Source organism: Kluyvera georgiana (genome assembly GCF_050990895.1).
Lineage (GTDB): Bacteria > Pseudomonadota > Gammaproteobacteria > Enterobacterales > Enterobacteriaceae > Kluyvera > Kluyvera georgiana.
The window spans coordinates 4138853-4165502 of the sequence record NZ_CP158865.1 but is presented as its reverse complement, the minus strand read 5'-3'; the positions used below and the strand labels follow the sequence as shown (position 1 = coordinate 4165502).

The window sequence follows — 26650 nt, the reverse complement described above, 5'->3', positions numbered from 1 at the left end:
AAAAGAGAATAGCTATGCATGAAGCACAAATCCGTGTCGCCATTGCCGGCGCCGGCGGGCGCATGGGACGGCAGTTAATTCAGGCCGCTGTGGCGATGGAAGGCGTTCAGCTCGGTGCTGCGCTGGAGCGTGAGGGCTCCTCTTTACTGGGCAGCGATGCCGGTGAGTTGGCTGGCGTGGGGAAAACCAACGTCATTGTCCAGAGTAGCCTTGAGGCGGTAAAAGATGATTTTGACGTCTTCATCGATTTTACCCGTCCGGAAGGCACGTTGACGCATCTGGCTTTTTGCCGTCAGCAGGGTAAAGGGATGGTGATTGGTACTACCGGCTTTGACGACGCCGGTAAACAGGCCATTCGCGAGGCGTCGCAAGAGATTGCGATCGTTTTCGCCGCAAACTTTAGCGTCGGCGTTAACGTCATGCTGAAGCTGCTGGAGAAAGCCGCGAAGGTGATGGGCGACTACACCGATATTGAAATTATTGAGGCGCACCACCGCCATAAAGTGGATGCTCCGTCAGGCACTGCGCTGGCAATGGGCGAGGCGATCGCCGGGGCGCTGGATAAAGATCTGAAAGACTGCGCGGTCTACTCGCGCGAAGGTTATACCGGTGAACGCGTGCCGGGCACGATTGGTTTTGCGACCGTACGTGCGGGCGACATTGTCGGCGAACACACTGCTATGTTTGCCGATATTGGCGAGCGCGTGGAGATAACGCATAAGGCTTCCAGCCGCATGACGTTTGCTAACGGTGCGGTAAGATCGGCATTGTGGCTTAAGACAAAGCAAAGTGGTCTTTTTGATATGCGTGATGTGCTGAATTTGAATGAACTATAAGAATTTATTACCCATCGTGATGTGGTTATTGTAGTCGTAATTATTTGATTACACAGGGCAATATTTTATTGCCCTTTATTTTATATGATCTTTGTCTTATTTTATTCTCAAGCCATTAATTTTCTATGTTATGTGTCTTAAATGTGTTGGTTAAATGTAAATTTTGACCATCTGGTCTACTTTTTAAGGCGCTGCGTCATGGTTTTACACTCTTCCTGCTCCGCAAGCGTTTTCTCCCATGAGTTAGTTTGTCTTTTTGGTGCCTGGAGACGGCTTGTTTCACCAGTGGCGCAAAATAATAATAAAAATTGTCCTTTGAGGTAGACTTTTGCCGAGGCTGTCACTAGAATGCCGCCGTTTGCCAGAAATTCATCGGTAAGCAGATTTGCATTGATTTGTGCCTTTGTTATGAATTAATATGCAAATAAAGCGAGTAAATATTCTCTGGAGGGTGTTTTGATTAAGTCAGCGCTATTGGTTCTGGAAGACGGAACCCAGTTTTACGGTCGGGCCATAGGGGCAACAGGTTCGGCGGTTGGGGAAGTCGTTTTCAATACTTCAATGACCGGTTATCAAGAAATCCTCACTGATCCTTCCTATTCTCGCCAAATCGTCACTCTTACTTATCCTCATATTGGTAATGTCGGCACCAATTCCGCCGATGAAGAGTCCTCTCAGGTTCACGCTCAGGGTCTGGTTATTCGCGACCTGCCGCTGATTGCCAGCAACTACCGCAACACCGAAGACCTCTCTTCTTACCTCAAGCGCCATAACATCGTGGCGATTGCCGATATCGATACCCGTAAGCTGACGCGACTGCTGCGCGAGAAGGGCGCTCAGAACGGCTGCATCATTGCAGGCGATAATCTGGATGCTACGCTGGCCTTAGAAAAAGCCAAAGCGTTCCCGGGCTTAAATGGGATGGACCTGGCAAAAGAAGTGACCACCGCTGAATCCTACAGCTGGACTCAGGGTAGCTGGACGCTGGCGGGTGACCTGCCGGAAGCGAAGTCTGCAGAAGAGCTGCCGTTCCACGTGGTGGCCTACGATTTTGGCGCCAAGCGCAACATCCTGCGCATGCTGGTGGATCGCGGCTGCCGCCTGACGGTGGTACCGGCGAAAACCTCCGCGGAAGATGTTCTGAAGATGAATCCGGACGGTATCTTCCTGTCTAACGGCCCTGGTGACCCGGCCCCGTGCGACTACGCCATCGAAGCGATTGAGAAATTCCTCCAGACCGATATTCCGGTATTTGGCATCTGCCTCGGCCATCAACTGTTGGCGCTGGCGAGCGGTGCGAAGACCATCAAGATGAAATTTGGTCACCACGGTGGTAACCACCCGGTGAAAGACATGGATAAGAATGTGGTGATGATTACCGCGCAGAACCACGGCTTTGCGGTGGATGAAGACTCGCTGCCAGCCAACCTGCGCGTGACCCACAAGTCCCTGTTCGACGGTACCCTGCAAGGGATTCACCGTACCGATAAACCGGCGTTCAGCTTCCAGGGCCACCCGGAGGCGAGCCCAGGCCCGCATGATGCGGCGCCGCTGTTCGACCACTTTATCGAGCTTATCGAGCAATACCGTCAGTCCGCGAAATAATCAGGAGTAATAAAAGCCATGCCAAAACGTACAGACATAAAAAGTATCCTGATTCTGGGCGCGGGCCCGATTGTTATCGGTCAGGCGTGTGAGTTTGACTACTCCGGCGCCCAGGCGTGTAAAGCGCTGCGCGAAGAGGGTTACCGCGTTATTCTGGTGAACTCTAACCCGGCAACCATTATGACCGACCCGGAAATGGCCGATGCGACCTACATCGAGCCGATCAACTGGGAAGTGGTACGCAAAATCATCGAAAAAGAGCGTCCGGATGCGGTTCTGCCAACCATGGGCGGCCAGACCGCGCTGAACTGCGCGCTGGAGCTGGAGCGTCAGGGCGTGCTGGAAGAGTTCGGCGTGACCATGATTGGCGCCACCGCTGATGCGATTGATAAAGCAGAAGACCGCCGTCGTTTCGACGTGGCGATGAAGAAAATCGGCCTCGACACCGCGCGTTCCGGTATCGCGCACACCATGGAAGAAGCGCTGGCGGTTGCCGCTGACGTGGGCTTCCCGTGCATCATCCGTCCATCTTTCACCATGGGCGGCACCGGCGGCGGTATCGCCTACAACCGTGAAGAGTTCGAAGAAATCTGCGAACGCGGCCTGGACCTCTCGCCAACCAACGAGCTGCTGATTGATGAATCGCTGATCGGCTGGAAAGAGTACGAGATGGAAGTGGTGCGTGATAAGAACGACAACTGCATCATCGTCTGCTCTATCGAAAACTTCGATGCGATGGGCATTCACACCGGTGACTCGATCACTGTTGCTCCGGCGCAGACCCTGACCGACAAAGAATACCAAATCATGCGTAACGCCTCGATGGCGGTACTGCGTGAAATCGGCGTAGAAACCGGCGGTTCCAACGTTCAGTTCTCGGTGAACCCGAAAGATGGTCGTCTGATCGTTATCGAAATGAACCCGCGCGTCTCCCGCTCCTCGGCGCTGGCGTCCAAAGCCACCGGCTTCCCGATTGCCAAAGTGGCGGCCAAACTGGCGGTGGGTTACACCCTCGACGAACTGATGAACGACATCACCGGTGGCCGTACTCCGGCCTCCTTCGAGCCGTCTATCGACTACGTTGTCACCAAGATTCCTCGCTTCAACTTCGAGAAATTCGCCGGTGCGAACGACCGTCTGACCACCCAGATGAAATCCGTCGGCGAAGTGATGGCGATTGGCCGTACGCAGCAGGAATCCCTGCAGAAAGCGCTGCGCGGCCTGGAAGTAGGCGCCACCGGTTTCGACCCTAAAGTGAGCCTCGACGACCCGGAAGCGCTGACCAAAATCCGCCGCGAGCTGAAAGACGCTGGCGCCGAGCGCATCTGGTATATCGCCGATGCCTTCCGCGCGGGCCTCTCCGTCGACGGCGTGTTCAACCTGACCAACATCGACCGCTGGTTCCTGGTACAGATTGAAGAGCTGGTACGTCTGGAAGAAAAAGTGGCGGAAGTGGGCATCAACGGCCTCGACGCTGACTTCCTGCGTCACCTGAAGCGCAAAGGCTTCGCCGATGCGCGTCTGGCAAAACTGGCGGGTGTGCGCGAAGCGGAAATCCGCAAGCTGCGCGACCAGTACAACCTGCACCCGGTCTACAAGCGCGTGGATACCTGCGCGGCGGAATTCGCCACCGATACCGCCTACATGTACTCTACCTATGAAGAAGAGTGCGAATCTAACCCGTCCGTTGACCGCGACAAAATCATGGTCCTCGGCGGCGGCCCGAACCGTATCGGCCAGGGTATCGAATTTGACTACTGCTGCGTCCATGCCTCGCTGGCGCTGCGCGAAGACGGTTACGAGACCATCATGGTCAACTGTAACCCGGAAACTGTCTCTACCGACTACGACACCTCCGACCGTCTGTACTTCGAGCCGGTAACGCTGGAGGACGTACTGGAAATCGTGCGCATCGAGAAGCCGAAAGGCGTCATCGTGCAGTACGGCGGCCAGACCCCGCTGAAACTGGCGCGTGAACTGGAAGCCGCAGGCGTACCGGTTATCGGCACCAGCCCGGACGCCATCGACCGCGCGGAAGACCGTGAACGCTTCCAGCACGCGGTTGACCGTCTGAAGCTGAAACAGCCAGCCAACGCCACCGTGACCGCCATTGAACAAGCGGTTGAGAAGGCGAAAGAAATTGGCTACCCGCTGGTGGTGCGCCCGTCCTACGTACTGGGCGGCCGCGCGATGGAAATCGTCTACGACGAAGCCGACCTGCGTCGCTACTTCCAGACCGCGGTTAGCGTCTCCAACGACGCGCCGGTGCTGCTGGACCGCTTCCTCGACGATGCCATCGAAGTGGACGTTGACGCCATCTGCGACGGCGAAATGGTGCTGATTGGCGGCATCATGGAGCACATCGAGCAGGCGGGCGTACACTCCGGCGACTCCGCCTGTTCTCTGCCAGCCTACACGCTGAGCAAGGAAATTCAGGATGTGATGCGCCAGCAGGTGCAGAAGCTGGCCTTCGAACTACAGGTGCGCGGCCTGATGAACGTGCAGTTTGCGGTGAAAGACAACGAAGTCTACCTGATTGAAGTCAACCCGCGTGCGGCGCGTACCGTACCGTTCGTCTCCAAAGCCACCGGCGTACCGCTGGCGAAAGTGGCGGCGCGCGTGATGGCTGGCAAATCGCTGACCGAGCAGGGCGTGACCCAAGAAATTATCCCGCCGTACTACTCGGTGAAAGAAGTGGTGCTGCCGTTCAACAAATTCCCGGGCGTTGACCCGCTGTTAGGGCCAGAAATGCGCTCCACCGGGGAAGTGATGGGCGTGGGCCGTACCTTCGCGGAAGCGTTCGCCAAGGCGCAGCTGGGCAGCAACTCCACGATGAAGAAACAGGGCCGTGCGCTGCTCTCGGTTCGCGAAGGCGACAAAGAGCGCGTCGTGGACCTGGCCGCTAAGCTGCTAAAACAGGGCTTCGAGCTGGATGCGACTCACGGTACCGCGATTGTGCTGGGTGAAGCCGGTATCAACCCGCGTCTGGTGAACAAGGTGCATGAAGGTCGTCCGCACATTCAGGACCGTATCAAGAATGGCGAATATACCTACATTATCAACACCACCGCAGGTCGTCAGGCGATTGAAGACTCCAAGCTGATTCGCCGCAGCGCCTTGCAGTACAAAGTGCATTACGACACCACCCTGAACGGGGGGTTCGCAACAGCCATGGCGCTGAATGCGGATGCCAAAGAGAAAGTGATTTCTGTACAGGAAATGCACGCACAGATTAAAAAATAAGTGCGAGTAATACGCTAAAAACGCCGGGCATCTGCAACTGCCCGGCGTTTTTGTTATCAGGGACGAGCAGTTTTCAGAGAATCATTCGATGGCCCCCTACGGCAGGCCGGGCAGGGCTATACTCTGTAGTATCTCTCGATCGCTCCGCCGCGATCCGCTTGGGCAGGGTAACGCTACGATGTTATGGATAATTAACAATAATATTGAATTCAATCCAGAGAGAAATCGTCTGGCATCGTTATCCAGGCCAGATCTCAACGTGATTCTGACAACACCGGCCAGCCGTTGTTTGTGCCTTTTGCTGGAAAGCGCGCCTTCTGTCGTCACGCAGCAAACGTTCTTTCAAAAGGTATGGGAAGACGAGGGCATGGTGGTGCCGGCAAATACGCTGTATCAAAATATCTCCCTTATTCGCCGTGGCTTACGCACCGTTGGCGAAACTGACGATGCGCTAATTGCCACCGTTCCGCGTAAAGGTTTTCAGATTGAGCCTGGCGTGCAGATTAAGACGATGAGCAAAGCCTCCGTCGTGGCGGTCGAAAAAAAAGAGATCGCGGCGCAGTCCTTAGCGCGTCGGAGCTTTAAACGCTACAGCGTGCCATTATGGATGCTGCTGTCGCTGGCGGGCGGTATTTTACTCGGCTATATCAGTGTTCAGACGCTTCCTGAAAAGAATTTCTACGATCGCTATACGCTGGTCGAAACAACGCAGGGCTGCCATTTCTTTTCCCGCAATGAAGATATTGTCAGCGCCAGCCGATTTGAAAACGATAAAAACATGATTCTCAAAACCGGCATGGATTGTCAGAAATATCCGTGGGTCTATTTTCCCACCAGTAACCGTCTGCCTGCGCTGGTGGCGCTGATTTGTCAGCGGCCTTATAAAACGCGAGGCGATACCGGCTGCGTTACGCTTTTATTCCGTGGAGCGCTGCATGAGTAAAAGATTGCTGTTATTAAGCTGCCTGTTGCTCCTTATTGTGGGGGCGGGGATTGGCCACTTTTTGCATCTGCGTGTGGAAAAGCATCGCGATCCGGAGAAATGTACGGCTCCGGTGCTGGTGTTTTATAAGAATACCCAGGCGAACCTCACGCTGGATTTTATGTACTCGCTGAAAAATCACACCGGAGTGGTTGCCGTCAGCGGGACATACTACGTCGATAACAAATTGAGCGGTGTGATCCGCCGCGATGTCTCCTATATCTGGAGCGAAAATAAGAACAGCACCCATTTTATCTCCACCTCCGTGAATAAGGTGAGTCGTGATGAAACGTTATCTGACGATGTTATCGCCACCATGTTACCTGATTTTTACGTCTATCCTCGCAAAGGCATTAGCTACACCATCCTGACGCAAGGCCACCGCGGCTTTATGTTTACTATCGGTAAGCGACCGGTATTTCTCTGCACGCATTAACCCATTCCTTTCCTCACCAGAAATTACTTCTATTACAAAGAGATGTTGTCTAAAAGATCTTATATAAGAACTCTGTGAAGTTTAATAATAAGAATTCATTACAGTTAAATCAGCCTTTTACTTATATTTCATCGCAACTCTACGGGAGTGGTATTCGTTAAATATTAAGGGTGATAAAAATGGAGGCGATTGAACTGCTGCAAAAACCTTTGTCGAGTATCCGTTGTATTAGCTGCGGGATATCCTGTCAATTATATCCTGACAGCGCGCTACGGGTGCAGTACTGTAATAATTCTGAGTTTGCTGTTTGGCCGGATGATAATCATTTTCTGAGGGTGGGTGTCATTGGGAAATTACTCTCCGACAGTAAAAACTGTTTGTCCAGAGGGTTTGTCTTCGTTGATTTTTCTTTTCCGTATCTGCGTCTTTTTTCTGACTCGCAGTGGATTGAATGGTTAGCGTACAGCGGGATGTATATTGTTCTACTCTCTGATAGAAGCCTGGCTCCGTTGGCGAACTACTGGTTAGCGCATAATAGCCACATTCGCGGGGTTATTTACGCGGACAATGAAGAACATGTGCAGAAGCAGACAGTACATCGATTATTTACCGGTCGTGTTGCCAACGGAAAAGATGGCCGGTCGCTTAATCATACCGAATTTATATTGCTGAAGCGCTTTATGTCCGGTGCTGGTATTCAGCAAATTATCGAATCCGAAAATATAGATGTTAAGAAGATCTATGCGCATAAGCTGCAGCTTGAAAATAAGCTGGGTCATAGTATTCATAAAATAATATCAAATATTTTATAGCGACGTTCCTATTTTAATTATATCCACATCCGCGCGATGTGGAGAGCGCTCTACGCCTGAATGCAGGATGCAATTATGCCAAACCCTAAATATTATTCTCAAATTGCTATCGCGGTATCGACTGCGTTAGCGTCGATGGTCTTTTCCAGCCACGCGGCCTGGATCAATGTGGATAGCCTGCCTTCCAGTGGGCTGGTCAGCCAACTGCCGCCTGAATTACAGGCGCTTATTCCGGCCCAGGCAAATACTAATTTCGCCAAAGTCAGCACTATGCCGAATTACGTGTATCAATGGAATGCCGGGACTATTCCGGTGTATGGCAACGGCCTCACGTTGAATGGCCCTGGGATGGAGGCCTTTGAACACACGGTGACCGTTATCCAGAATAGCGCGACGGGAAGCCCGGGCGTGATTTTTGGCGATGACCTGACCATTCGCACACAGTCAAAGAATCCCGCAAACGGAGGAAAAGAGGTCGACGGCATTCGTACGCACGGCGCCAACACGCCGGATAATCCGGTGTTTATTATTACCGGCGATCGCACCCATATCTACGTTGACGGTCAGGATGGCGACGGTATTAACGCCGGCTATAACGCCCTCAGTCAGGGATGGACGGGCTCGGCCAATATTTACGTTGGCGACGACCTGTATATCAAAACCACCGGTAATCAGGGGCGCGGTATTACCGCCAACGCGATGCGAGACGCATCGCAGGCCAAAAACACGATTATCGTCGGCGATCGTGCGCACATCGTCACTACCGGTGACAGTGCGGAAGGGCTGCGCACCGGGCAAAGCGGTTCATCGATCCGCCTGGGCGATGACGCCATCATCGAGACCAGCGGTACCTCCTCAACGGGGATTTATGCGGCCTCCGCTTCGCGAACCGAACTTGGCAACAATGCCACGATTACGGTTAACGGCGCTAGCGCTCATGCGGTATATGCGACCGGAAGCACCGTGAATCTCGGAGATAACGCCACGATTCACGTCAATAGCGCGGGCAAAGCGGCGTCCTACAGCAAAGCGCCACGCGGCCTCTACGCAATATCTCGCGGCGCGATTAACCTGGCGGGGGGCGCGACGATCGTTATGGCGGGTGATCACGGTCACGAAAGTTATGCTATCAGCACTGAAACCGGCGGTATCGTTGACGGTTCCGCGGGCGGGCGCTTCCTGATTGATGGCGATATTCATGCCGCTGGCGCGACGGCGGCGACCGGTACGCAGCCGCAGCAGAACAGCGCCATTACGCTGACGATGACCGACAATTCGCAGTGGAACGGGGCGTCGTACATCACCAGCACCGCTGCGGGCACCGGCGTGATTACGCTGCAAATGAGCGATGCGACCTGGAATATGACCAGCAGTTCAACGCTCACCTACCTGACGTTGAACAGCGGCGCGATCGTTAACTTTAGCCACATGGCTGAAGGAGCATGGCAGACGCTTACGGTGAATGAAGATTATGTCGGCCATGGCGGCAAGCTGGTCTTCAATACCGTTCTCAACGGCGATGGTTCCGAAACCGATAGGCTGAATGTGCTCGGTAATACGTCGGGTAACACGTTTATCGCGGTGAATAACATCGGCGGAAATGGGGCGCAAACGGTTGAAGGTATTGAGATTGTTAGCGTGGCCGGCAACTCGGACGGGACGTTCGAAAAAGCCGGGCGCATTGTGGCCGGGGCCTATGACTATAACGTGGTGCAGAAAGGAAAAAACTGGTACCTGACCAGCGACATTGCGCCTGAATCCTCTCCGACCGTGGAGCATCAGCTACGCCCGGAAGCGGGTAGCTATCTTGCTAACAACGCGGCGGCGAACACCCTGTTTGTGACCCGTCTGCATGACCGTCTGGGTGAAAGCCAATATACCGACGCGTTAACGGGAGAGAAAAAAGTCACCAGCCTGTGGATGCGCAACGTCGGTGGTCATGCCCGCTTCAAAGACGGTAGCGGACAGCTAAAAACCCAAAGCAATAGCTATGTGTTACAGCTGGGTGGCGACCTGGCACAGTGGAGCCGTGACGGCCTTGACCGCTGGCACATTGGCGCGATGGCGGGCTATGCCAACGACCAGAGTCGTACACAGTCGTCGGCTACCGGTTATCATTCTCGTGGCGAGGTCAGCGGCTATAGCGTCGGCATCTACGGCACCTGGTATGCGAATGATATCGACAAGTCAGGGGCTTATGTGGATACCTGGGCGCTGTATAACTGGTTTGATAACAAGGTGATGGGGCAGGAACAGGCGGCTGAGAAGTACAAATCTAAGGGCATTACCGCCTCCGTTGAAGCTGGCTATAGCATTAAATTGGGCGCAAGCGAACGCAATAGCTACTGGCTGCAGCCAAAAGCACAGGCGGTGTGGATGGGCGTGCAGGCTAACGATCGCCGCGAAGCGAACGGTACCCGCGTGAAGGATGACGCCAGCGGTAATCTGATGACTCGCCTTGGGGTTAGAGCTTACATCAAGGGTCACAACGCCATTGATAATGGCCTGTCACGAGAGTTCCAACCGTTTGTGGAAGCGAACTGGATACACAACACGCAGGCTACCAGCGTGAAAATGGATAACGTGAGTAACGATATGCGTGGCACGAAGGATATCGGTGAACTGAAAGTGGGCGTGGAAGGACAAATTACCCCGCGTCTGCAGGTATGGAGTAACGTGGCGCAGCAGGTTGGCGATAAAGGTTACAGTGATACCCGCGGTATGCTGGGTGTGAAGTACGGTCTCTGATAAAGGAAATCTTTTGTAGCCCGGCGTCGGCTTAGCGCTAACCCCGGCGGCGTTAAGCCGACGCCGGGCTACGGTTATAGGTGAATTACTGTTCCGTTGCTGGCATTGCCGCGGTGGTCTGCTGCGACTTGCTGGCCTGCTCTTCACGGTATTTCAGGTTATCCCAGATGCGGAAGAACGGATAATACATCACCAGCGAAATCCCCAGGTTGACGATTTGCAGCACCGAACCGGAGATATGCCCGCCGGTCGCCAGATAGCCGCTGACCACAATCGGCGTGGTGAACGGCAGCGCAATCCCGGCCGGTTTGGCCACTAAGCCGGTGGTCATCGCCACGTAGGAGACAATCACCAGCACCACAGGCGTGAGGATAAACGGCACCACCAGGTATGGGTTCATCACGATCGGAATACCAAACACCATCGGTTCGCTAATGTTAAACAGGCTGCCCGGCGCGGCAATTTTACCGAGCTGCTTCATCTGCACGCTGCGGCTGCGTAGGATCATAAAGATAACCAGCCCTAACAGCGCGCCGGTACCGCCCGGCGCAATCCACAGGTCGTAGAACTGCTGGGTGATAATGTGGGGAATCGGCAGACCGTTCTGGAACGCTTCCAGGTTTTCGGACATGTTGCTCAGCCAGACCGGGCGGATAAATACCAGCACGATGGTGTCGCCGTGCAGGCCCAGCATCCACAGAATACCAATCAGCAGCACCGAAATAATCATCCCCGGCAGCGAGCCGCCAACGTGGCTCATCGGAATGCCGACCAGTTCGGTAATCATGGTATTGATATCGCCAAACGGCGTCGCTTCAACCAGCAGACGCAGAGCCAGCACTACCGCCAGCACGCAGAAACCCGGGATCAGCGCGAGGAACGATTTTGCCACCGCCGGTGGTACGCCTTCCGGCATGCGAATCACCAGGTTGCGGTCGTTAACAAAGCGGTAGATTTCGGTGGAGAGCAGGGCAATCAGAATCGCCACGAACAGCCCCTGACTGCCAATTTGCCCCATCGGCATGACGCCTTTGACCAGCTGCGCCACGTCGCTACCCGCCGGGGTAAACATGATGTGCTGTGGAATGGTCATCACGAAGGCCACCAGAGAGACTGCTCCGGCGGTCAGCGGGTCGAGGGTGCGGTACTTCTCCGCCAGACGGTAGGCGATGCCGAAGCTGGAGATCAGCGCCATGATGTCGTAGGTCGCTTTCACCGGGTAGAGCACTTTTTCCTGCCACGTTGGGCCGAAAAGCTCGGTCATCAGCGTGCCGTAACCCGGCACCGGCAGATAGGCGAAGATCAGGAAGAACGAGCCTATCAGCATAAACGGCATGTTCAGGATGATCCCGTCGCGTACCGAAAGCACATGTTTTTGTCCGGCGATTTTGAGCGCGGTCGGTAAAACGTATTTATCTATTATCGACTTATTCACAGACACCCCCTGCCCGGCGCAGACGTTGCCGACCGGGCTATTGTTGTATTTATTGTTGGCTAAACTGCGGCAGCCACGCTTTATTGATGGTTAACACTTCATCGACCAGCGCCGACGCCAGATTCACATCGGCAACCAGCGGGTTGGCAACCAACGCCAGCAGCGCTTTTTGCTTATCACCGTGCACGGCGGCATCGATGGTCAGACGCTCAAAATCCTTGACCTGCTGGGTCAGGCCGTTCATCAGCGGCGGCAGTTTGCCAAAGGCCAGCGGATGCGCGCCCAGCGCATCAATCAGGCAGTTGGTCTCTATCACCGCGTCGTCCGGCAGTCCTTGAATGGCACCGTTATTGGCGGTATTCACCACCATCTCAACGCCAAGATTGTTGTGCAGCGCGTTAATTAGCTGCACCGCCACTTCGGAATAGAACGAGCCGCCGCGTTGACTTAGTTCTTCCGGTTTCTTGTCCAGATGCGGGTCGGCGTACAGTTTGAACAGTGACGCTTCAACCTTCATTACCTGCTCGGCGCGAGTGCCTTTGCTGTCGGCATCCGCCAGCTCGTCTTCCAGCATGATGCGGGTCTGCCAGAAGTAGCGATGGTACGGACAAGGAATGGCGCGCAGCGCGCGCAGCAGTTCCGGTGGCCACGGAATGGCCTTGATATTGTTCATCGACAGCTGCTCGCCGTCGCACAGCATCTCGATAACCTCGTCGGTTGCATCGCGGCCCGCCGCCAGCACCTGATGTACCCACACCATATGGTTCAGGCCGGCAAAGCGCAGCGAGACGTCGTCGTAAGGCAGCTTCAGCATATCGGCAATCATGTGGTGCATGGTCACCGGCACGTTGCACAGGCCAATGATCTTTGCCTTGCTGTGGCGCGACACCGCTTCAGTAACGATACCTGCGGGGTTGGTGAAGTTGATGATCCACGCGTCAGGCGCCAGGCGTTCGACGCGCCTGGCGATATCCAGCATCACCGGAATGGTGCGCAGCGCCTTGGCGAAGCCGCCAACGCCGGTGGTTTCCTGGCCCAACAGTTTATGGCTCAGGCCCAGACGCTCATCGGCGGCGCGGGCCGGTAGCTGACCCACACGCAGCTGGGTGAGCACGAAACTTGAGCCTCTGATGGCGTCGTCCGCATCGAAGTGAACCGAGACTTTTACCGCCTCCAGCCCGTTGCGATCGAGCATGCGACGAGAGAGCGCCGCGATAATTTCGACCTTTTCGCGGCCCGCTTCGACATCAACCAGCGCCAGTTCCGCCATTGGCAGGGAAGCATGACGCGCAATTAATCCTTCAACCAGTTCCGGGGTGTAGCTGCTGCCCCCGCCAATCACGGTAATTTTCATCGCTTTCTCCTGGGCCTCAGGCCATCAGTTGGATCGCTTTATCGAGTACGCGATCGCCGCGCATGGTGCCGTAGTCCATCATGTCGATCACTTCGACCGGTTTACCCAGCGGCGCGGACAGTTCGCGCAGACGAGAGAGTTCGAACTGCACCTGCGGGCCCAGCAGTACCACATCCGCCTGCGCCATCATGCTTTCGATTTCGGCAACCGGATAAGCATTAATCTCCACCGCCAGCGCGCGTTTTTCCGCTTCGGCACGCATCTTTTGCACCAGCATGCTGGTGGACATTCCGGCGGCGCAGCACAACATGATCTTTTTCATGACAATATTTTCCTCGTTTGAAAACATATTTCACACATTAGCGGTTTTACGTAGCATGTATGAAAATTATTTTCGTGAGTGTGATCGGCGTTAAAATATTGCTTTACGGTATGTTATCCACGTTAAAGTGTGATCAAGGTAAGCAAAACGAATATTTGTTACTCAGATAGCGAAGACGTTAGCGTCTGTTGAACGAATGAATTGAAAAATAATTTCAATAAATTATGATGTTTTTAACGAGCAGAATTTGCCGACATTAGGACTCTCTGGTTATGGATATTGTTTATCAGCTGGTGAATGGGCTATCGGGCCTGCCTGCGCAGGAATCCCGGCTGGCGCGCTTTTTCCTCGATAATTTTGCCCAGATACCTGAGGCAAGTATTGAAGAGCTGGCGGCGAAGGCGGGCGTGAGTCCCGCGACGTTACAGCATTTCTCGCGCAGTATTGGCTGTGCCGACCTCAATGACTTTATTGGCCAGGTGCGCCATCAGCAGCAGGAGAATCGTGTGAAAACGACGGCGGCACCGATGCTCGGCGACGCGGCATGGGTGGACGCCGGTACGCTGCAAAAGCTGGCGAAAAACGCCGGCATTGGCAGCGATATCCTCGATCGTTTCTCGCATTCTATCGGTCGCGACGGCAGCGATGACATTCTAAGCCTGATCCACCAGAGGCTACAGGACTTCAGCCAGCAGGAGTCTCGTGTAGCGCAGACTATCCTCAGCGACGTAGCGTTTGCCGCCTCAGCGACCATCGACCAACTGGCGACGGCGGCAGGGGTCAGCCCGGCGACCATCACCCGCTTTGCCCGCGCGGCAGGCTGCGACGATATTCGCGATTTGCGCATGAAGCTGGCGCAGGCCAGCGCACCGGTTGCCAGCGGCGATATGCCGGGGCCGTGGCGCGAGCGGCTTAACCAGATCCAGTATTCGCTGAACGCGCAGCTTCACGAGCTGTCGCCAGCGGCGGTTGAGCGTGCTGCAAGCCTGCTTAAACAGGCTAAAGCGGTGCATATTTTCAGCGCCAGCACCGCCGATAATCCGTTCGCCAGCGTATTGCAGTACCGTCTGCTGACGCAGGGATATCCGGCCAACGTCTGCCAGGACCCGGCGTTAATGGGGATTACCGCCTCGATGCTTGGCGCAGGGCAGGTGCTGGTGGTCTTTGCCGGTACGCCGCCGGGCAGCGCGCTGATTGCCGCCGTACATCAGGCGCGTTGGGCAGGGGCGGATATTATCCTGATTGGCCAGCAGGAGAGCACGCTCGGCCATCAGCAAAACGTCACGCTACCGCTTAACGACTCACGTTACGGGTCGCTGCTGATTGTCGATTTGATATGTGATTCGATGTGAGTGTGGTGCGATCCCGGCGTCGCGCTGCTCGGCCGGGGGCTACTGCAGTTTGTAGGCCGGATAAGGCGATGCCGCCATCCGGCAATCGGCATCAACCCGCCTGATGGCGCTACGCTTATCAGGCCTACAAAACCGTATCGCAGCCGAGCAGCGCGACGCCGGGGCGTTCTCAGAACGCCGTCTCTAACGTATCCAGCACGTTATACCCGTCATCAACCAGCAGCAGCGCTTTCCACTTATCAAACGTCAGGCAAGGGTGCGAGGTGCTAAAGACCAGAATGTCTCCCACCCGCACATCGGTGCCGGGCGCAAGCTTCAGCATGGCGTGCTGGTCCATAATACCGGTGGTTTCAATGCTGTTCGCCACTATTTCTACCGATTTCCCCGCACGATAATGAGCAACCGGCTGCGGTAGCCCGGCATCAAACGCGCTGTCGCGCTTGCCGAAATTAACGATCGCCCGGCCGCATTCCGGCACCGACTGCACCATCGCCACCAGTTCCAGCGCAGAAACCAGATCGCCGCCGAGGTCGCAGGCCGTCCGGTCGCGCGCGACGATCGCGTTCTGCGCTTCCAGATAGATCCCCGCATCGTGAGTGATATAGCAGCCAGGACGGATCACCACCCGGCAGTTGGCCGGTTTCGGCTCGGCAAGCCAGACGTTACACACCACGTCGTACCAAACGGAGCCCGCGCCGGTGAGGATAAACTCGCCCGTGACATAGCGCTCAAGCTGGCAGGCCAGCGCGGCGGCATCGCGCAGCAGCGCTTCCACCTTCGGCTGTGGGTTATCGCCGTGCAGCACGCCTTCATATAGTTCAAGGCCGCGCAGACGCAGCGCCGGTAAGGTGGCAACCTGCTCCGCAAGCGTGAGCGCCTGTTCTGCGGTTCGGCATCCGCAGCGACCGCCCGGTACGCCCAGCTCCAGCAGAATATCCAGCGTCTGGTTTTGCGCGGCGAAGAACGTCGAGAGCGCACGGGCGTTATCGAGGCTATCGACGCAGCACAGGTAATCTACAGCCGGGTATTCGGTCTTGAGGTGGGCTATCAGCGCCATATTTGCCTTACCGACGAGTTGGTTCACCATCAGCACACGTTGGATCCCGCTTGCCGTAGCAATGCTTGCCTGCCAAGCGCTGCCAACACCAATGGCCCAGGCTCCGGCTTGTTGCTGCTGTGAAAAGATCCACGGCGTCATGGTGGTTTTACCGTGTGGGGCGAGTGAGACGCCGCGCGCGTCGGCATAGTGCTGCATCCACTGAATGTTGTTGGTTAGCGCCGCTTTTTTAATGACTGCGGCGGGCAGGCAAACGTCTTCATTGAGGATGTTTGTTGGAGTAAATAGCGTCGCGGATTTGTGGGGTACGATGAGGCTTTCATGGTATTTCATAACATAAATCCTTCCGATTTTCAGTTCATATCATGAATATTTGATTGTTTATATTGTTGTAAATATTATATTTTTATTATTTTATTTGATTCTCATGAATAAAAGTATCATTAATTGATGCATGTTTTGCGTAGTCTTTCACTGTTTTCAGCGCTTGTAAATGGTCAAATTCGAGGCAGGAAACGACAGGGGTAGAGAAGAGATGCAGTTCGATTATCTGTTCAGGAACGTCACGGTTATCGACGGTAGCGGCGGCCCGCAGTATCGCGGCGATGTTGCCATCAAGGGCGATCGCATTGTGGAGATAGCGCCTGCTATCGACGGGCAGGTGCAGCATGAGATTGACGGCACAGGCCGCGTGCTGGCGCCGGGGTTTATCGATGTTCACACCCACGACGACATTAACGTTATCCGCATGCCGGAGTACCTGCCCAAAATCAGCCAGGGCGTGACCACGGTGATCGTCGGCAACTGCGGGATCAGCGCCGCGAGTGCGACGATCGCAGGCGACGTACCGGATCCGATGAACCTGTTGGGCAATGCGGAACAGTTTATCTATCCGACGGTTAACGCCTACGCAGATGCGGTGACGCAGGCGCGTCCGGCGGTGAACGTTGGCACGCTGGTCGGTCATACCGCGCTGCGTAATAACCAGATGGACTCGCTGTTTCGTCCGGCCAATGAGCAAGAAATTCAAGCCATGCGCGGGCAACTTCGGTTGGCACTGCAGGAGGGCGCTTTGGGGCTAAGCACCGGGCTCGCCTACGCCTCTGCCTTCCAGTCGACGACCGAAGAGGTGATGGCGCTGGCGGAAGAGCTGGCGGCGGAGAATGGGATCTATACCACCCATCTGCGCTCGGAGTTTGAACCCATTCTCGATGCGCTTGACGAAGCGTTCCGTATTGGCCGCCACGGCAAGGTGCCTGTGGTGGTCTCGCACCACAAATGCGCGGGCGCGAATAACTGGGGGCGTACCGTGGAAACCCTGGCGCTGTTCGATAATGTTCGCCAGCAGCAGGACGTTTCCTGCGACTGCTATCCGTATTCTGCCAGCTCGTCGACGCTCGATATGAAGCAGATTACCGCCGATTTTGACATCGTTATCACCTGGTCAACGCCGCATCCGGAGATGGCCGGGCAGACCTTAAAGCAGATTGCGCAAAGCTGGTCGCTGACGCTGGAAGAGGCGGGCAAGCGGTTGATGCCTGCCGGCGCGATTTACTACAACATGGACGAGCAGGACGTGCAGCGGGTGCTGCGCTATCCGCTGACCATGGTGGGCTCGGACGGTTTACCTAATGACCCGATGCCGCATCCTCGCCTGTGGGGCGCATTCCCGCGCGTTTTGGGGCACTACAGTCGCGATGAAAAACTGTTCCCGCTTACCGTCGCGGTGCACAAGATGACCGGCCTGTCGGCGGCGCGTTTTCAGCTCACCGACCGCGGGCTTATCAAGCGCGGCTATTTTGCCGATCTGGTGCTGTTTGATCCAGAAACTATCAGCGATGTCGCGAGTTTTAGTGACCCACAGCAGCCCGCCGCCGGTATCGATGCGGTGATGGTCAACGGGGTGATGAGCTACGGGCAGAATCACAACATTATCGGGCGCGCCGGGCGATTCCTACGCCGGTCAGCCGGAAAATTAAGGAGCAGCAATAATGAGCATTAAACGTTATGGCGTCGGCGGCAGCACGGGGACCGGCGGGCAGTCTTTGCCGTTTGCCAAGGCCGTAGAGGCCGGTGGCTGGCTGTATGTCTCCGGGCAAACGCCGATGAAGGACGGTGAAGTGGTGGAGGGCGGTATTGTTGAGCAGTCGCGTCTGGCGATTCAGAACTGCGTGGATATTATGCAGGACGCAGGATACAGCCTCGCGGACGTGGTGCATGTGAAGGTGTATCTAACCGATGCACGCTACTTCCAGTCCTTTAATAAGGTGTTCCGCGAGTTCTTTGCCGACCACCCACCGGCGCGCGTGTGTTGCGTGGCGGATTTGGTGGTAGATTGTAAGGTTGAGGTGGATTTGACCTGTTACAACGCGGAGCGGGTGAAGTAACTTGTGGGGTGAGGGTAAAACCCGCACCACCCCGGCCCTCTCCCTGGAAGGGAGAGGGAGAAAAGCGGGCCCATTTTGAGCTCCGAAGCGCCAACTCGCAGAAACCGTCCCCTCGCCCCTCCGGGGAGAGGGCTAGGGTGAGGGGGAAATCCCCGCACTAATCCCCCAACGGCTGCCGGTCAGCACCGCCCCGATGGCTATCCAGCGCAAGCTTAATCCGCCGCAAACGGTTTTTCGTCTCCGCTTTATTCACTACCGCCAATTCCGTCGCCAGCACGTCAACCATCGCCAGCATCGCGTAGCGCGAGGTGCTGGGCTTAAAGATATAGTCGTTTTCCCGTACGATCAGCGGCAGCACCAAATCGGCGTTCTCGGCAAGCGGCGTGGCCTCTGGGGTAATGGCAATCACTTTCGCCCCGTACTGACGCGCAATCGCCGCGCTATCCACCACTTCCTGCGTATAGCCGCCGAGCGACAACGCCAGCACCACATCGTTTGGCGACACCGCTGAGCACATCATCCTCACCAGCAGCCCGTCGCTCTGGCTCACCACCGGCAGGCCAAGGCGGAACAAGCGGAACTGCACCTCCTGAGCGCAGATGGTGGAGCCGCCGCCCATGCCGATTGCGAGGATCTGCCGCGCGCCGCTGAGCCACTCGACGGCGCGGCTGAGTGAGTCGGGATCCAGCGCCCGGCGGTTCATCTCCAGCACGTTGATGATCGTTTCGTAGATCCCCTGTACCCCTTCCAGATCCGGCACATCGAGAATAAAGCGCTGCCCTACCGCCAGCGACTGCGCGAGTTTCACTTTTAGCTCGCGGACGTCTTTGCAGCCAATGGCGCGGGCGAAACGGGTAATCGATGCCTGACTGGTCTCGGTCAGCTTCGCCATTTCGGCAATGGGTAAGGTGGTCGCCGTCTGAACGTCATCGAGAATAAACTGGGCGATCCGCTTCTCGGTGGCGGTCAGCTCGACAAAGCGGTCGGTAATGCAGGAAATGATGTCGATGGATGCAGACATGGTAAACCCCTGAAATAAATAGCTGATACTTTGTACCATAGAAATTGTGCGCCGGGGAAACGGACTCGCCGCACCGTGACGTAGGGTTCAATGTTGGGAGAGGGCGCAAGTTTCAGCACTTGAGCACCCGGCATAATAGCCCTCTCTTTTGCCAACATTACTCATAACTACGGAATATATATGGCTATTTTGTTATTTGATTGGGGTGGGAGTTCTATTAAATACGGCGTCTGGCACCAGCAGACGCTGAGCGACACGGGCGCGGTTAAAACGCCAGATAGCTGGGAGAAAATGCAGGCGCAACTGCTGGAAATCTGCCGTCAGTACCAGCAGCGCTATGATATTCAGGGGGTGGCAATCAGCGCCCCCGGTAGCGTAGACCCTGAACGTGGCGTGATAGGTGGCCTGAGCGCGATTCCTTACATCCACCATTTCCCCATCGTCGAAGCGCTGACGGCGCTGTTTGGCCTGCCGGTCAGCATTGAAAATGATGCCAATGCCGCAGGCATTGCCGAAGCGGCGTTGGGCGCCGGGCGTGACGATCGACACGTACTGTTTGTGATTGTCGGCTCCGGTGTGGGTGGAGCTATCCTGGAAGATAAAGTGCTGCGCCGCGGTAGCCACGGCTATGCGGGTGAGTTTGGCCTGATGACGCTGGAGGGGGGGCAGACGTTCAGCGAGCTGGGCACCGCCGTGGCGATGGCGCGTCGTTACGCCCAGCGGATGTCGCTTGAACGGGATTCTGTCTCTGGGGCCGAGGTGTTTCGTCTTGCCGAGCAGGGCGATGAGGTTGCGAAACAGGAAGTGGCGCAGTTCTATCACTGGATGGCCGTTGGCCTGCTCAATTTACAGGTATGCTACGATCCGGATTGTCTGGTGATTGGCGGTGGGATCTCAGCCAGTGATGCCATTTTTGCCGGGATCGTCTCTCGCTTAACCGATCTGGTCGCGGAAAAAAATCTCGCGGAATTTATGCCGAAACTGCTGCTGTGCCAGTACCGCAACGATGCCAATCTTATCGGTGCGGCGGTGAGCTTTACGCAACAACACGGCTAAAATGCCGCTTCGGAGTGTTCTGGTTTCCCTCCCGCTTTCAGCCAGCTAACCTAAAATGGTTAGAGTGATAACGATTTTAGCTGAGAAGCAGGAGGGAAACATGATGCAATATAAGCGACTCACCGTAGCGATTCTGACGGCTGGCGCACTCTTTACCGTTGCTGGGTGTTCATCCAACCAGGCGTTAAAAACCACCGATGGGAAAACTATCATCACCGACGGGAAACCACAGGTCGATGAGGATACTGGTCTGGTGTCGTATAAAAATGCCGAAACCGGGAAAACCGAACAGATTAACCGCGATCAGGTCCGGTCGATGGGTGAGCTCGATAACTAAACGTTATTCGTGGCCCCGCGAATGCCGTGCGGGGCCAGCGCATGACGTTTAAATGAGTGCGCTATTGATTTTGATGATGATCTTACGCAGCGCCGCGCCCGCGCCAAGGCTGCTCATCGGACGGTGCAGTTCACCCGGGAAGATGATGGCTATCTCTTCGGGGTGCAGGTGAATCAGCGTTTCGCTGCTTATTTGCGTGCAGAAGCCGATGTCATGCGCGTCGTTAAACGCACCGTCTTCGACAATCTCCAGCCCCTTATTTCCCGCCCCAATAATCTCTTCGCCCTTCAGCACGATGTGAATATCAATATATTGCCGATGGTACTCCGGACGCTGTTCGGCCAGCGGTTTGCTTTCCCCTTCTACCACGTTAAAGAACAGGTTATCGCCATCGACGATATATTTTCCCGGCGGTAGCGCGTGCGGCTCCTGATTAATCACGGCGCGCAGCGCCTTACGGATAGCCTGCGGATAAAAGGCGGTTTTCTCCGCGTGATGAAGCGTGTCGATAATCATGCCGGAACTCCCAATGTGGGTTGATGGGCTAAAAGGGTGAGCGAGCGGGCAACGATGCCCGGAACGTCGCCGGAAATATCGACCGGCAGAATGTCTGGCTCGCGATCGTCCGGGGCTTCCAGCGCGGCAAACTGGCTTTTCAGCAGCGCTTCCGGCATAAAGTGGCCTTTGCGCGCCTGCATACGCTGCAAGATGCAGTCGTAGTCGCCGGTCAGCCACAAAAAGCGTAGGTGCGGATTACCCGCGCGCAGCTGGTCGCGGTAGCGCTTTTTCAGCGCCGAGCAGACCAGTACACCGGACTCGTTTTTCTGCCCGAGGCTAAAGATCACATCGCCAATGCGCTCCAGCCACGGCTGGCGGTCGCTATCTTCCAGCGGCTGGCTGGCGGCCATTTTAATGATATTCGCCCGTGGGTGAAGGTCATCACCGTCGATAAACTTCGCTCCCAATGCCTGAGAAAGCGCCTGCCCGACGGTGGTTTTGCCGGTGCCGGAGACGCCCATTAGAATAATGCACTGTCCTGCCATGGTTTTGCTCCCGACTCAGACGGCGACCAGCATGCCGCCGTCAACAAACAGCAGATGCCCATTCACAAAATCAGAGGCTTTCGACGACAGGAACACCGCCGCGCCAACCAACTCCTGCGGGTCGCCCCAGCGGGCGGCTGGCGTACGCTTGCACAGCCAGTCGGTAAAGGCTTTATCGTCAACCAATGCCTGGGTCATGGCGGTTTTAAAGTAGCCTGGTGCGATACCGTTAACCTGAATATTGTGGCGTGCCAGTTCTACGCACATCCCGCGGGTCAGCATTTTGACCGCGCCTTTGGCGGCGGCGTACGGGGTGATGGTGTCGCGCCCCAGTTCGCTCTGCATCGAACAGATATTGACGATTTTGCCTGCGCCGCGCGTCATCATGCGTTTGGCCACGGCCTGGGAAACCAGGAAAACGGCGGTCTGGTTCACCGCAATCACGTCGTTCCATTCTTTCACCGGGAACTCGGTGAACGGGTGACGGCGCTGGATGCCAGCGTTATTAAACAGCACGTCGATAGCGCCGATGCGCGCTTCAATATCGGCAATGGCGTTTTCCACCGACTCAGGGTCGGTAACGTTAAAGACCGCGGTATGGGCGACGGCACCCTCGTCACGGAGTTTCATCGCCGCCTGCTCTGCGCGTTCTGCGGAGATATCGTTGATGATGATTTCCGCGCCGTACTGGGCCAGCCCCTGGGCCATCACGTAGCCGATACCCTGTCCGGAGCCGGTAATTAAAATGCGTTTGCCTTGCAGGCTGAATAAGTTGTTCATCACAGTGTCCTGTATTGCGATCCGATGCGCTAAGAAGATGTTCTCTATCTCACGGTTTTTGCCCCGGTGAAACTGTGATGAAGATCACTCTCGACTATGTTACAAAAAGGGGTTACAGCATGTGTGATCCTGAAGGGGAAAACCGCGCGAAAACCGCGCCATGCGGGGCTTTGACGCTGGGTTATCGCTTTCTCTTTTTTGTAACCTGCTGGCATAATAGGCCACAGGATTTCGGCAATGACGGGCAGGGCTAATGAAAGTACAACGCATCACGTTAGAGGATATCGCCGCGCTGGCGGGGGTAACCAAAATGACCGTCAGCCGTTATTTACGCACGCCCGAGAAGGTGAAACCGGAAACCGCCGAGCGCATTGCCAGCGTGATTGAAGAGGTGGGCTACCAGCCGGATGCCGATAACCCCGCCATCAGCAGTAATGTTGCGCCGCGCATTGGCGTGCTCGTCCCCTCGTTTAATAACCAAATATTCTCCGACGTCCTGGCGGGCATTGAATCAGTCACCACCGCCCACGGTTACCAGACGCTGGTGGTGAACTACGATTACGATAGCCAGCGTGAAGAAGAGCAGATTGCCACCGTGCTGGCGCTGAACGTTAAAGCGCTGCTGCTAACCGAATCGGTGCATACGCTGCGGGCGGAGAAATACCTGAAAGCCTCGAAAATCCCGATTGCCGAGGTGATGGGCTTATCGGATAACGCCGACCGCATCAACGTGGGCTTTGATAATTACCGCGCCGGGTTGGATATGACCAACATGCTGCTGGCGAGCGGTAAAAAGCAGATTATCTATTTTGGCTCAATGTCGGATATTCGTGATGAGCAGCGCTATGCAGGCTACTGCCGGGCGATGGAAGACGCGGGCTTGACGATTGGACGTATTGCGCCAAACAAGGTCTCTTCGGTGTCGATTGGCACTGGCATGATGACCCTTGCCCGCCAGATGTATAAAGAGATGGACGCTATTCTCTGCACTAACGATGATCTCGCGGTTGGGGTGTTACAGGAGTGCATCGCTTCGGGTATCGCGGTGCCGCAGGAGATGGCGATTGCCGGGTTCCATGGATTGGAAATTGGTCAGGTGGTGAGCCCGCGTCTGGCGAGCGTTTTGACGCCACGCTTTGAAATGGGTAAGGTCGCCACTGAGATTTTAATCAAGAAAATAAAAGGCTTACCGACTATCGAGAAGGTGGATCTCCACTATCGTTTATCGATGGGCGAAACCATCTAATCAGCCTGCCGCTAACGGCGTAATGTTATTTAATTGTTGCCACCCAGCCCGCATTCCAGCGGGCTTTTGCTTCCACGATCACGTCATCCGTAACACGGATTTCTAACACGATCTGGCGTGATGCAGATCGCAAAATGACATCGTGAAAACCCGTTTGATAGGCGTAACAAATTTCTGAACGCTTAAACAGGTAACACGATGAATACTGCAAACCCAAATACGGTACTGTTGATTGCCCCGGTCGTAGACGGCCTGCTGGATAAACTCTCCACCGCTTTCCAGGTCTATCGTCTGTATGAACAGGCTGACCCGCAGGCATTCTTGCGCGACGTCGGCCATCAGGTGCAGGCGGTGGTCACCCGTGGTGATATTGGCGTCACCCGTGCCGTACTGGAGCAATTGCCGAACGCTGGGCTGGTGGCGGTGTTTGGTGTTGGTACCGACGCGGTGGATCTCGACTATACCCGCGCTCATGACATTGCCGTCACCATCACTTCTGGCGTGCTGACCAACGACGTTGCCGACCTGGCGATGGGGCTGCTGCTGGCAGGCGCACGTCAGCTTTGCCAGGGCGATAAATTTGTTCGCGAAGGCAAATGGTTGAAACAAGGGCCGGGGCTGGCGACTCAGGTCAGCGGCAAACGTATCGGCATTTTCGGCATGGGCAATATCGGCCAGGCCATTGCCCGTCGCGCCAGCGGGTTTGATATGGAGATCCTCTACACCGACCGCAAAAAGCTCGACCACGTGGATTATCAGTGGTGCGCCGACCTGCACACTCTGGCTCATGAAAGCGATTTTCTGGTGATTGCCGCTTCTGGCGGCGCGGCAAACCGCGGGCTGATTGATGCCAGCGTGTTTAACGTGATGCCAAAACACGCGTGGCTGATTAACATCGCGCGCGGCACGCTGGTGGATGAGAAAGCCCTGATTCAGGCCCTGCAGAACGGCGTGATTGCCGGTGCCGGGCTGGATGTTTATGAAGACGAACCGCATGTGCCTGAGGCGCTGATGGCGATGGATAACGTCGTACTGTTGCCGCATGTGGCAAGTGCCACCCACGAAACGCGTCAGCGGATGAGCGAGGTGGTGTTCAATAACGTCGCCGCTTTCTTCAGCGATACGCCGCTACCGAATGCCATTGATTAATCATCGATGCTTTTCGCCATGCTGAGCATGGCTCCCCTCGAGAGAGAGTATAAATAATGACTGAGAAAATACCTGGCACTCGCTGGCTGCGTATCATTGCGCCTGTTCTCATCGCGTGCATTATTTCGTTTATGGACCGGGTTAATATCAGCTTCGCCTTGCCCGGTGGTATGGAGTCCGATCTGGGGATTACCAGCCAGATGGCGGGGGTGGCAAGCGGGATATTCTTTATTGGCTATCTCTTCTTGCAAATACCAGGCGGGCGCATTGCGGTTCATGGCAGTGGTAAGCGCTTTATTGCCTGGTCGCTGCTGGCATGGGCCATTGTCTCGATTGCCACCGGTTTTGTGACCCACGAATACCAACTGCTGGTGCTGCGCTTTATTCTCGGCGTGTCCGAGGGTGGGATGCTGCCGGTGGTGCTGACGATGGTCAGCAACTGGTTCCCGGAAAAAGAGATTGGTCGCGCTAACGCCTTCGTGATGATGTTCGCCCCGCTGGGCGGCATGCTTACCGCGCCGGTCTCCGGGGCGATTATCTCGGCGCTGGACTGGCGTTGGCTGTTTATCATTGAAGGGCTGCTATCGCTGGTGGTGCTGATGGTGTGGTGGCTGATGATCAGCGACCGCCCGGAAGAGGCGCGCTGGCTGCCGGAACGTGAGCGTGAGTATTTGATTACCGCGTTGACCGCTGAGCGAGAAGCCCGCCGTTCGGAAGCGCCAGTCAGCAATGCGCCGGTGCGGGAAGTGTTCCGCAACTCCGGGCTCATGAAGCTGGTGCTGCTCAACTTCTTCTACCAGACCGGGGATTACGGCTACACGCTGTGGCTGCCGACGATCCTCAAAAACCTGACTGGCGCCAATATGGCGAGCGTCGGCGTGCTGGCTATCCTGCCGTTTATTGCCACGCTTGCCGGGATCTACATTATCTCCCTGTTCAGCGACCGCAGCGGCAAGCGTCGGCTGTGGGTACGTTTCTCACTCTACGGCTTTGCCGCCGCGCTGTTGGCTTCGGTGGTGCTGCGTGACCATGTGGTGGCAGCCTATATTGCGCTAGTGGTGTGCGGCTTCTTCCTGAAAGCGGCAACCAGTCCTTTCTGGTCTATTCCGGGGCGTATCGCCATGCCGGAAGTGGCGGGCAGCGCACGTGGCGTCATCAACGGTCTGGGCAATCTGGGCGGCTTCTGCGGCCCGTATCTGGTCGGGGTGATGATCTACTTCTACGGCCAGAACGTGGCGGTATGTGCGCTGGCGGGCTCGTTGATTATCGCCGGGACGATCACCTTCTTCCTGCCGAAACATTGTGACCTGACCGCGCCATCTGACCAACCGCCGGTCGCGGATAAACCGGCCAATCAACCTTCCTGATCCTGTCGGGGGCATGGTTCTCATGCCCCCCAATTCCTACTGTTGTGTTAACTGATCCTGTAAGTGTCACCATTAACTGTCT

23 protein-coding genes are annotated in these 26650 nt (G+C 55.8%); 15 read left to right on the top strand and 8 right to left on the bottom strand.

Annotated features, from left to right (window positions below):
* Positions 1 to 14 precede the first annotated feature (14 nt).
* The 7 genes from dapB (at position 15) to ABTW00_RS19745 (ending at position 10662) form a co-directional block, all read left to right on the top strand.
* Positions 15 to 836 (top strand): 4-hydroxy-tetrahydrodipicolinate reductase, encoded by an 822-nt coding sequence (gene dapB, locus ABTW00_RS19775; RefSeq protein ID WP_065357019.1) that lies wholly within the window; start codon positions 15 to 17, stop codon positions 834 to 836.
* Between the two features lie 456 nt (positions 837 to 1292).
* Entirely contained in the window at positions 1293 to 2441 is a 1149-nt protein-coding gene (gene carA / locus ABTW00_RS19770; protein WP_065357018.1) for a glutamine-hydrolyzing carbamoyl-phosphate synthase small subunit, read from the top strand.
* Between the two features lie 18 nt (positions 2442 to 2459).
* Entirely contained in the window at positions 2460 to 5684 is a 3225-nt protein-coding gene (carB, locus tag ABTW00_RS19765; protein WP_433637060.1) for a carbamoyl-phosphate synthase large subunit, read from the top strand.
* Between the two features lie 178 nt (positions 5685 to 5862).
* Complete coding sequence (locus tag ABTW00_RS19760) at positions 5863 to 6627, top strand: winged helix-turn-helix domain-containing protein (RefSeq protein WP_433637058.1); 765 nt, start codon at positions 5863 to 5865, stop codon at positions 6625 to 6627.
* Entirely contained in the window at positions 6620 to 7102 is a 483-nt protein-coding gene (locus ABTW00_RS19755; protein WP_433637056.1) for a hypothetical protein, read from the top strand. The genes ABTW00_RS19760 and ABTW00_RS19755 overlap by 8 nt, the downstream gene beginning before the upstream one ends.
* A 179-nt stretch (positions 7103 to 7281) precedes the next feature.
* Positions 7282 to 7914: a helix-turn-helix transcriptional regulator gene (locus ABTW00_RS19750; protein WP_433637054.1), complete on the top strand. Its 633-nt coding sequence runs from the start codon at positions 7282 to 7284 to the stop codon at positions 7912 to 7914.
* Between the two features lie 75 nt (positions 7915 to 7989).
* Positions 7990 to 10662, top strand: coding sequence for an autotransporter outer membrane beta-barrel domain-containing protein (locus ABTW00_RS19745; protein WP_433637052.1), 2673 nt, complete (start codon positions 7990 to 7992; stop codon positions 10660 to 10662).
* Between the two features lie 85 nt (positions 10663 to 10747).
* On the opposite strand, the gene celB is transcribed toward ABTW00_RS19745, so the two are convergent.
* The 3 genes from celB to ABTW00_RS19730 are packed head-to-tail and all read right to left on the bottom strand — an operon-like array spanning position 10748 to position 13773.
* Positions 10748 to 12097: a PTS cellobiose transporter subunit IIC gene (celB, locus tag ABTW00_RS19740; RefSeq protein ID WP_064547318.1), complete on the bottom strand. Its 1350-nt coding sequence runs from the start codon at positions 12095 to 12097 to the stop codon at positions 10748 to 10750.
* Between the two features lie 49 nt (positions 12098 to 12146).
* A complete protein-coding gene (locus tag ABTW00_RS19735; protein ID WP_065357016.1) occupies positions 12147 to 13451 on the bottom strand; it encodes a 6-phospho-beta-glucosidase in 1305 nt (434 codons plus the stop codon).
* A gap of 16 nt (positions 13452 to 13467) precedes the next feature.
* On the bottom strand, positions 13468 to 13773 hold the full coding sequence (locus tag ABTW00_RS19730; protein WP_271447208.1) for a PTS sugar transporter subunit IIB: 306 nt from the start codon (positions 13771 to 13773) through the stop codon (positions 13468 to 13470).
* Positions 13774 to 14045: 272 nt separating this feature from the next.
* On the opposite strand from ABTW00_RS19730, the gene ABTW00_RS19725 reads away from it, so the two are divergent.
* The gene (locus tag ABTW00_RS19725; protein ID WP_074416815.1) at positions 14046 to 15125 is read left to right on the top strand and encodes a MurR/RpiR family transcriptional regulator; all 1080 of its coding nucleotides are present in this window, start codon (positions 14046 to 14048) and stop codon (positions 15123 to 15125) included.
* A 169-nt stretch (positions 15126 to 15294) separates the two neighbouring features.
* On the opposite strand, the gene ABTW00_RS19720 is transcribed toward ABTW00_RS19725, so the two are convergent.
* The gene (locus tag ABTW00_RS19720) at positions 15295 to 16515 is read right to left on the bottom strand and encodes an amino acid deaminase (protein WP_433637046.1); all 1221 of its coding nucleotides are present in this window, start codon (positions 16513 to 16515) and stop codon (positions 15295 to 15297) included.
* A 202-nt stretch (positions 16516 to 16717) separates the two neighbouring features.
* Here ABTW00_RS19720 and ABTW00_RS19715 point away from each other — a divergent pair, with 202 nt between their 5' ends.
* Positions 16718 to 18184, top strand: coding sequence for an N-acyl-D-amino-acid deacylase family protein (locus ABTW00_RS19715; RefSeq protein ID WP_064547323.1), 1467 nt, complete (start codon positions 16718 to 16720; stop codon positions 18182 to 18184).
* On the top strand, positions 18174 to 18569 hold the full coding sequence (locus tag ABTW00_RS19710; RefSeq protein WP_035896012.1) for a RidA family protein: 396 nt from the start codon (positions 18174 to 18176) through the stop codon (positions 18567 to 18569). Before ABTW00_RS19715 ends, ABTW00_RS19710 begins: the two co-directional genes overlap by 11 nt.
* Before the next feature lie 157 nt (positions 18570 to 18726).
* Here the strand turns inward: ABTW00_RS19710 and ABTW00_RS19705 are convergent, their stop codons facing one another.
* Positions 18727 to 19590 (bottom strand): MurR/RpiR family transcriptional regulator, encoded by an 864-nt coding sequence (locus tag ABTW00_RS19705; protein WP_065356484.1) that lies wholly within the window; start codon positions 19588 to 19590, stop codon positions 18727 to 18729.
* A gap of 180 nt (positions 19591 to 19770) precedes the next feature.
* On the opposite strand from ABTW00_RS19705, the gene ABTW00_RS19700 reads away from it, so the two are divergent.
* Both ABTW00_RS19700 and ABTW00_RS19695 read left to right on the top strand, forming a co-directional pair.
* Positions 19771 to 20646, top strand: coding sequence for an ROK family protein (locus ABTW00_RS19700; protein WP_433637043.1), 876 nt, complete (start codon positions 19771 to 19773; stop codon positions 20644 to 20646).
* Between the two features lie 103 nt (positions 20647 to 20749).
* Positions 20750 to 20983 carry a YgdI/YgdR family lipoprotein gene (locus ABTW00_RS19695; RefSeq protein ID WP_064547488.1) on the top strand — a complete coding sequence of 78 codons (234 nt, stop codon included), beginning with the start codon at positions 20750 to 20752 and terminating at the stop codon, positions 20981 to 20983.
* 48 nt (positions 20984 to 21031) lie between these two features.
* Here the strand turns inward: ABTW00_RS19695 and ABTW00_RS19690 are convergent, their stop codons facing one another.
* The 3 genes from ABTW00_RS19690 to idnO are packed head-to-tail and all read right to left on the bottom strand — an operon-like array spanning position 21032 to position 22806.
* Positions 21032 to 21499, bottom strand: a complete 468-nt coding sequence (locus ABTW00_RS19690; RefSeq protein WP_433637040.1) for a YhcH/YjgK/YiaL family protein — start codon at positions 21497 to 21499, stop codon at positions 21032 to 21034.
* Positions 21496 to 22026 carry a gluconokinase gene (locus ABTW00_RS19685; protein WP_064547338.1) on the bottom strand — a complete coding sequence of 177 codons (531 nt, stop codon included), beginning with the start codon at positions 22024 to 22026 and terminating at the stop codon, positions 21496 to 21498. The genes ABTW00_RS19690 and ABTW00_RS19685 overlap by 4 nt, the downstream gene beginning before the upstream one ends.
* Before the next feature lie 15 nt (positions 22027 to 22041).
* Positions 22042 to 22806, bottom strand: coding sequence for a gluconate 5-dehydrogenase (gene idnO, locus ABTW00_RS19680; RefSeq protein WP_064547340.1), 765 nt, complete (start codon positions 22804 to 22806; stop codon positions 22042 to 22044).
* A gap of 253 nt (positions 22807 to 23059) precedes the next feature.
* Here idnO and ABTW00_RS19675 point away from each other — a divergent pair, with 253 nt between their 5' ends.
* The 3 genes from ABTW00_RS19675 to ABTW00_RS19665 all read left to right on the top strand — a co-directional run bounded on the left by ABTW00_RS19675 (position 23060) and on the right by ABTW00_RS19665 (position 26568).
* The gene (locus ABTW00_RS19675) at positions 23060 to 24052 is read left to right on the top strand and encodes a LacI family DNA-binding transcriptional regulator (RefSeq protein WP_064547342.1); all 993 of its coding nucleotides are present in this window, start codon (positions 23060 to 23062) and stop codon (positions 24050 to 24052) included.
* A gap of 198 nt (positions 24053 to 24250) precedes the next feature.
* Positions 24251 to 25201 carry a 2-hydroxyacid dehydrogenase gene (locus ABTW00_RS19670; RefSeq protein WP_065356486.1) on the top strand — a complete coding sequence of 317 codons (951 nt, stop codon included), beginning with the start codon at positions 24251 to 24253 and terminating at the stop codon, positions 25199 to 25201.
* 56 nt (positions 25202 to 25257) lie between these two features.
* On the top strand, positions 25258 to 26568 hold the full coding sequence (locus ABTW00_RS19665) for an MFS transporter (RefSeq protein WP_064547346.1): 1311 nt from the start codon (positions 25258 to 25260) through the stop codon (positions 26566 to 26568).
* Positions 26569 to 26650 lie beyond the last annotated feature (82 nt).

What these genes read in the sequence shown, in the direction of transcription:
- dapB (WP_065357019.1), top strand. Translation starts at nt 15, where the DNA reads ATGCATGAAGCACAAATCCGTGTCGCCATTGCCGGCGCCGGCGGGCGC.
- carB (WP_433637060.1), top strand. Translation starts at nt 2,460, where the DNA reads ATGCCAAAACGTACAGACATAAAAAGTATCCTGATTCTGGGCGCGGGC.
- ABTW00_RS19760 (WP_433637058.1), top strand. Translation starts at nt 5,863, where the DNA reads ATGTTATGGATAATTAACAATAATATTGAATTCAATCCAGAGAGAAAT.
- ABTW00_RS19755 (WP_433637056.1), top strand. Translation starts at nt 6,620, where the DNA reads ATGAGTAAAAGATTGCTGTTATTAAGCTGCCTGTTGCTCCTTATTGTG.
- ABTW00_RS19750 (WP_433637054.1), top strand. Translation starts at nt 7,282, where the DNA reads ATGGAGGCGATTGAACTGCTGCAAAAACCTTTGTCGAGTATCCGTTGT.
- ABTW00_RS19745 (WP_433637052.1), top strand. Translation starts at nt 7,990, where the DNA reads ATGCCAAACCCTAAATATTATTCTCAAATTGCTATCGCGGTATCGACT.
- ABTW00_RS19735 (WP_065357016.1), bottom strand. Translation starts at nt 13,451, where the DNA reads ATGAAAATTACCGTGATTGGCGGGGGCAGCAGCTACACCCCGGAACTG.
- ABTW00_RS19730 (WP_271447208.1), bottom strand. Translation starts at nt 13,773, where the DNA reads ATGAAAAAGATCATGTTGTGCTGCGCCGCCGGAATGTCCACCAGCATG.
- ABTW00_RS19725 (WP_074416815.1), top strand. Translation starts at nt 14,046, where the DNA reads ATGGATATTGTTTATCAGCTGGTGAATGGGCTATCGGGCCTGCCTGCG.
- ABTW00_RS19720 (WP_433637046.1), bottom strand. Translation starts at nt 16,515, where the DNA reads ATGAAATACCATGAAAGCCTCATCGTACCCCACAAATCCGCGACGCTA.
- ABTW00_RS19715 (WP_064547323.1), top strand. Translation starts at nt 16,718, where the DNA reads ATGCAGTTCGATTATCTGTTCAGGAACGTCACGGTTATCGACGGTAGC.
- ABTW00_RS19710 (WP_035896012.1), top strand. Translation starts at nt 18,174, where the DNA reads ATGAGCATTAAACGTTATGGCGTCGGCGGCAGCACGGGGACCGGCGGG.
- ABTW00_RS19705 (WP_065356484.1), bottom strand. Translation starts at nt 19,590, where the DNA reads ATGTCTGCATCCATCGACATCATTTCCTGCATTACCGACCGCTTTGTC.
- ABTW00_RS19700 (WP_433637043.1), top strand. Translation starts at nt 19,771, where the DNA reads ATGGCTATTTTGTTATTTGATTGGGGTGGGAGTTCTATTAAATACGGC.
- ABTW00_RS19695 (WP_064547488.1), top strand. Translation starts at nt 20,750, where the DNA reads ATGCAATATAAGCGACTCACCGTAGCGATTCTGACGGCTGGCGCACTC.
- ABTW00_RS19690 (WP_433637040.1), bottom strand. Translation starts at nt 21,499, where the DNA reads ATGATTATCGACACGCTTCATCACGCGGAGAAAACCGCCTTTTATCCG.
- ABTW00_RS19685 (WP_064547338.1), bottom strand. Translation starts at nt 22,026, where the DNA reads ATGGCAGGACAGTGCATTATTCTAATGGGCGTCTCCGGCACCGGCAAA.
- idnO (WP_064547340.1), bottom strand. Translation starts at nt 22,806, where the DNA reads ATGAACAACTTATTCAGCCTGCAAGGCAAACGCATTTTAATTACCGGC.
- ABTW00_RS19675 (WP_064547342.1), top strand. Translation starts at nt 23,060, where the DNA reads ATGAAAGTACAACGCATCACGTTAGAGGATATCGCCGCGCTGGCGGGG.
- ABTW00_RS19670 (WP_065356486.1), top strand. Translation starts at nt 24,251, where the DNA reads ATGAATACTGCAAACCCAAATACGGTACTGTTGATTGCCCCGGTCGTA.
- ABTW00_RS19665 (WP_064547346.1), top strand. Translation starts at nt 25,258, where the DNA reads ATGACTGAGAAAATACCTGGCACTCGCTGGCTGCGTATCATTGCGCCT.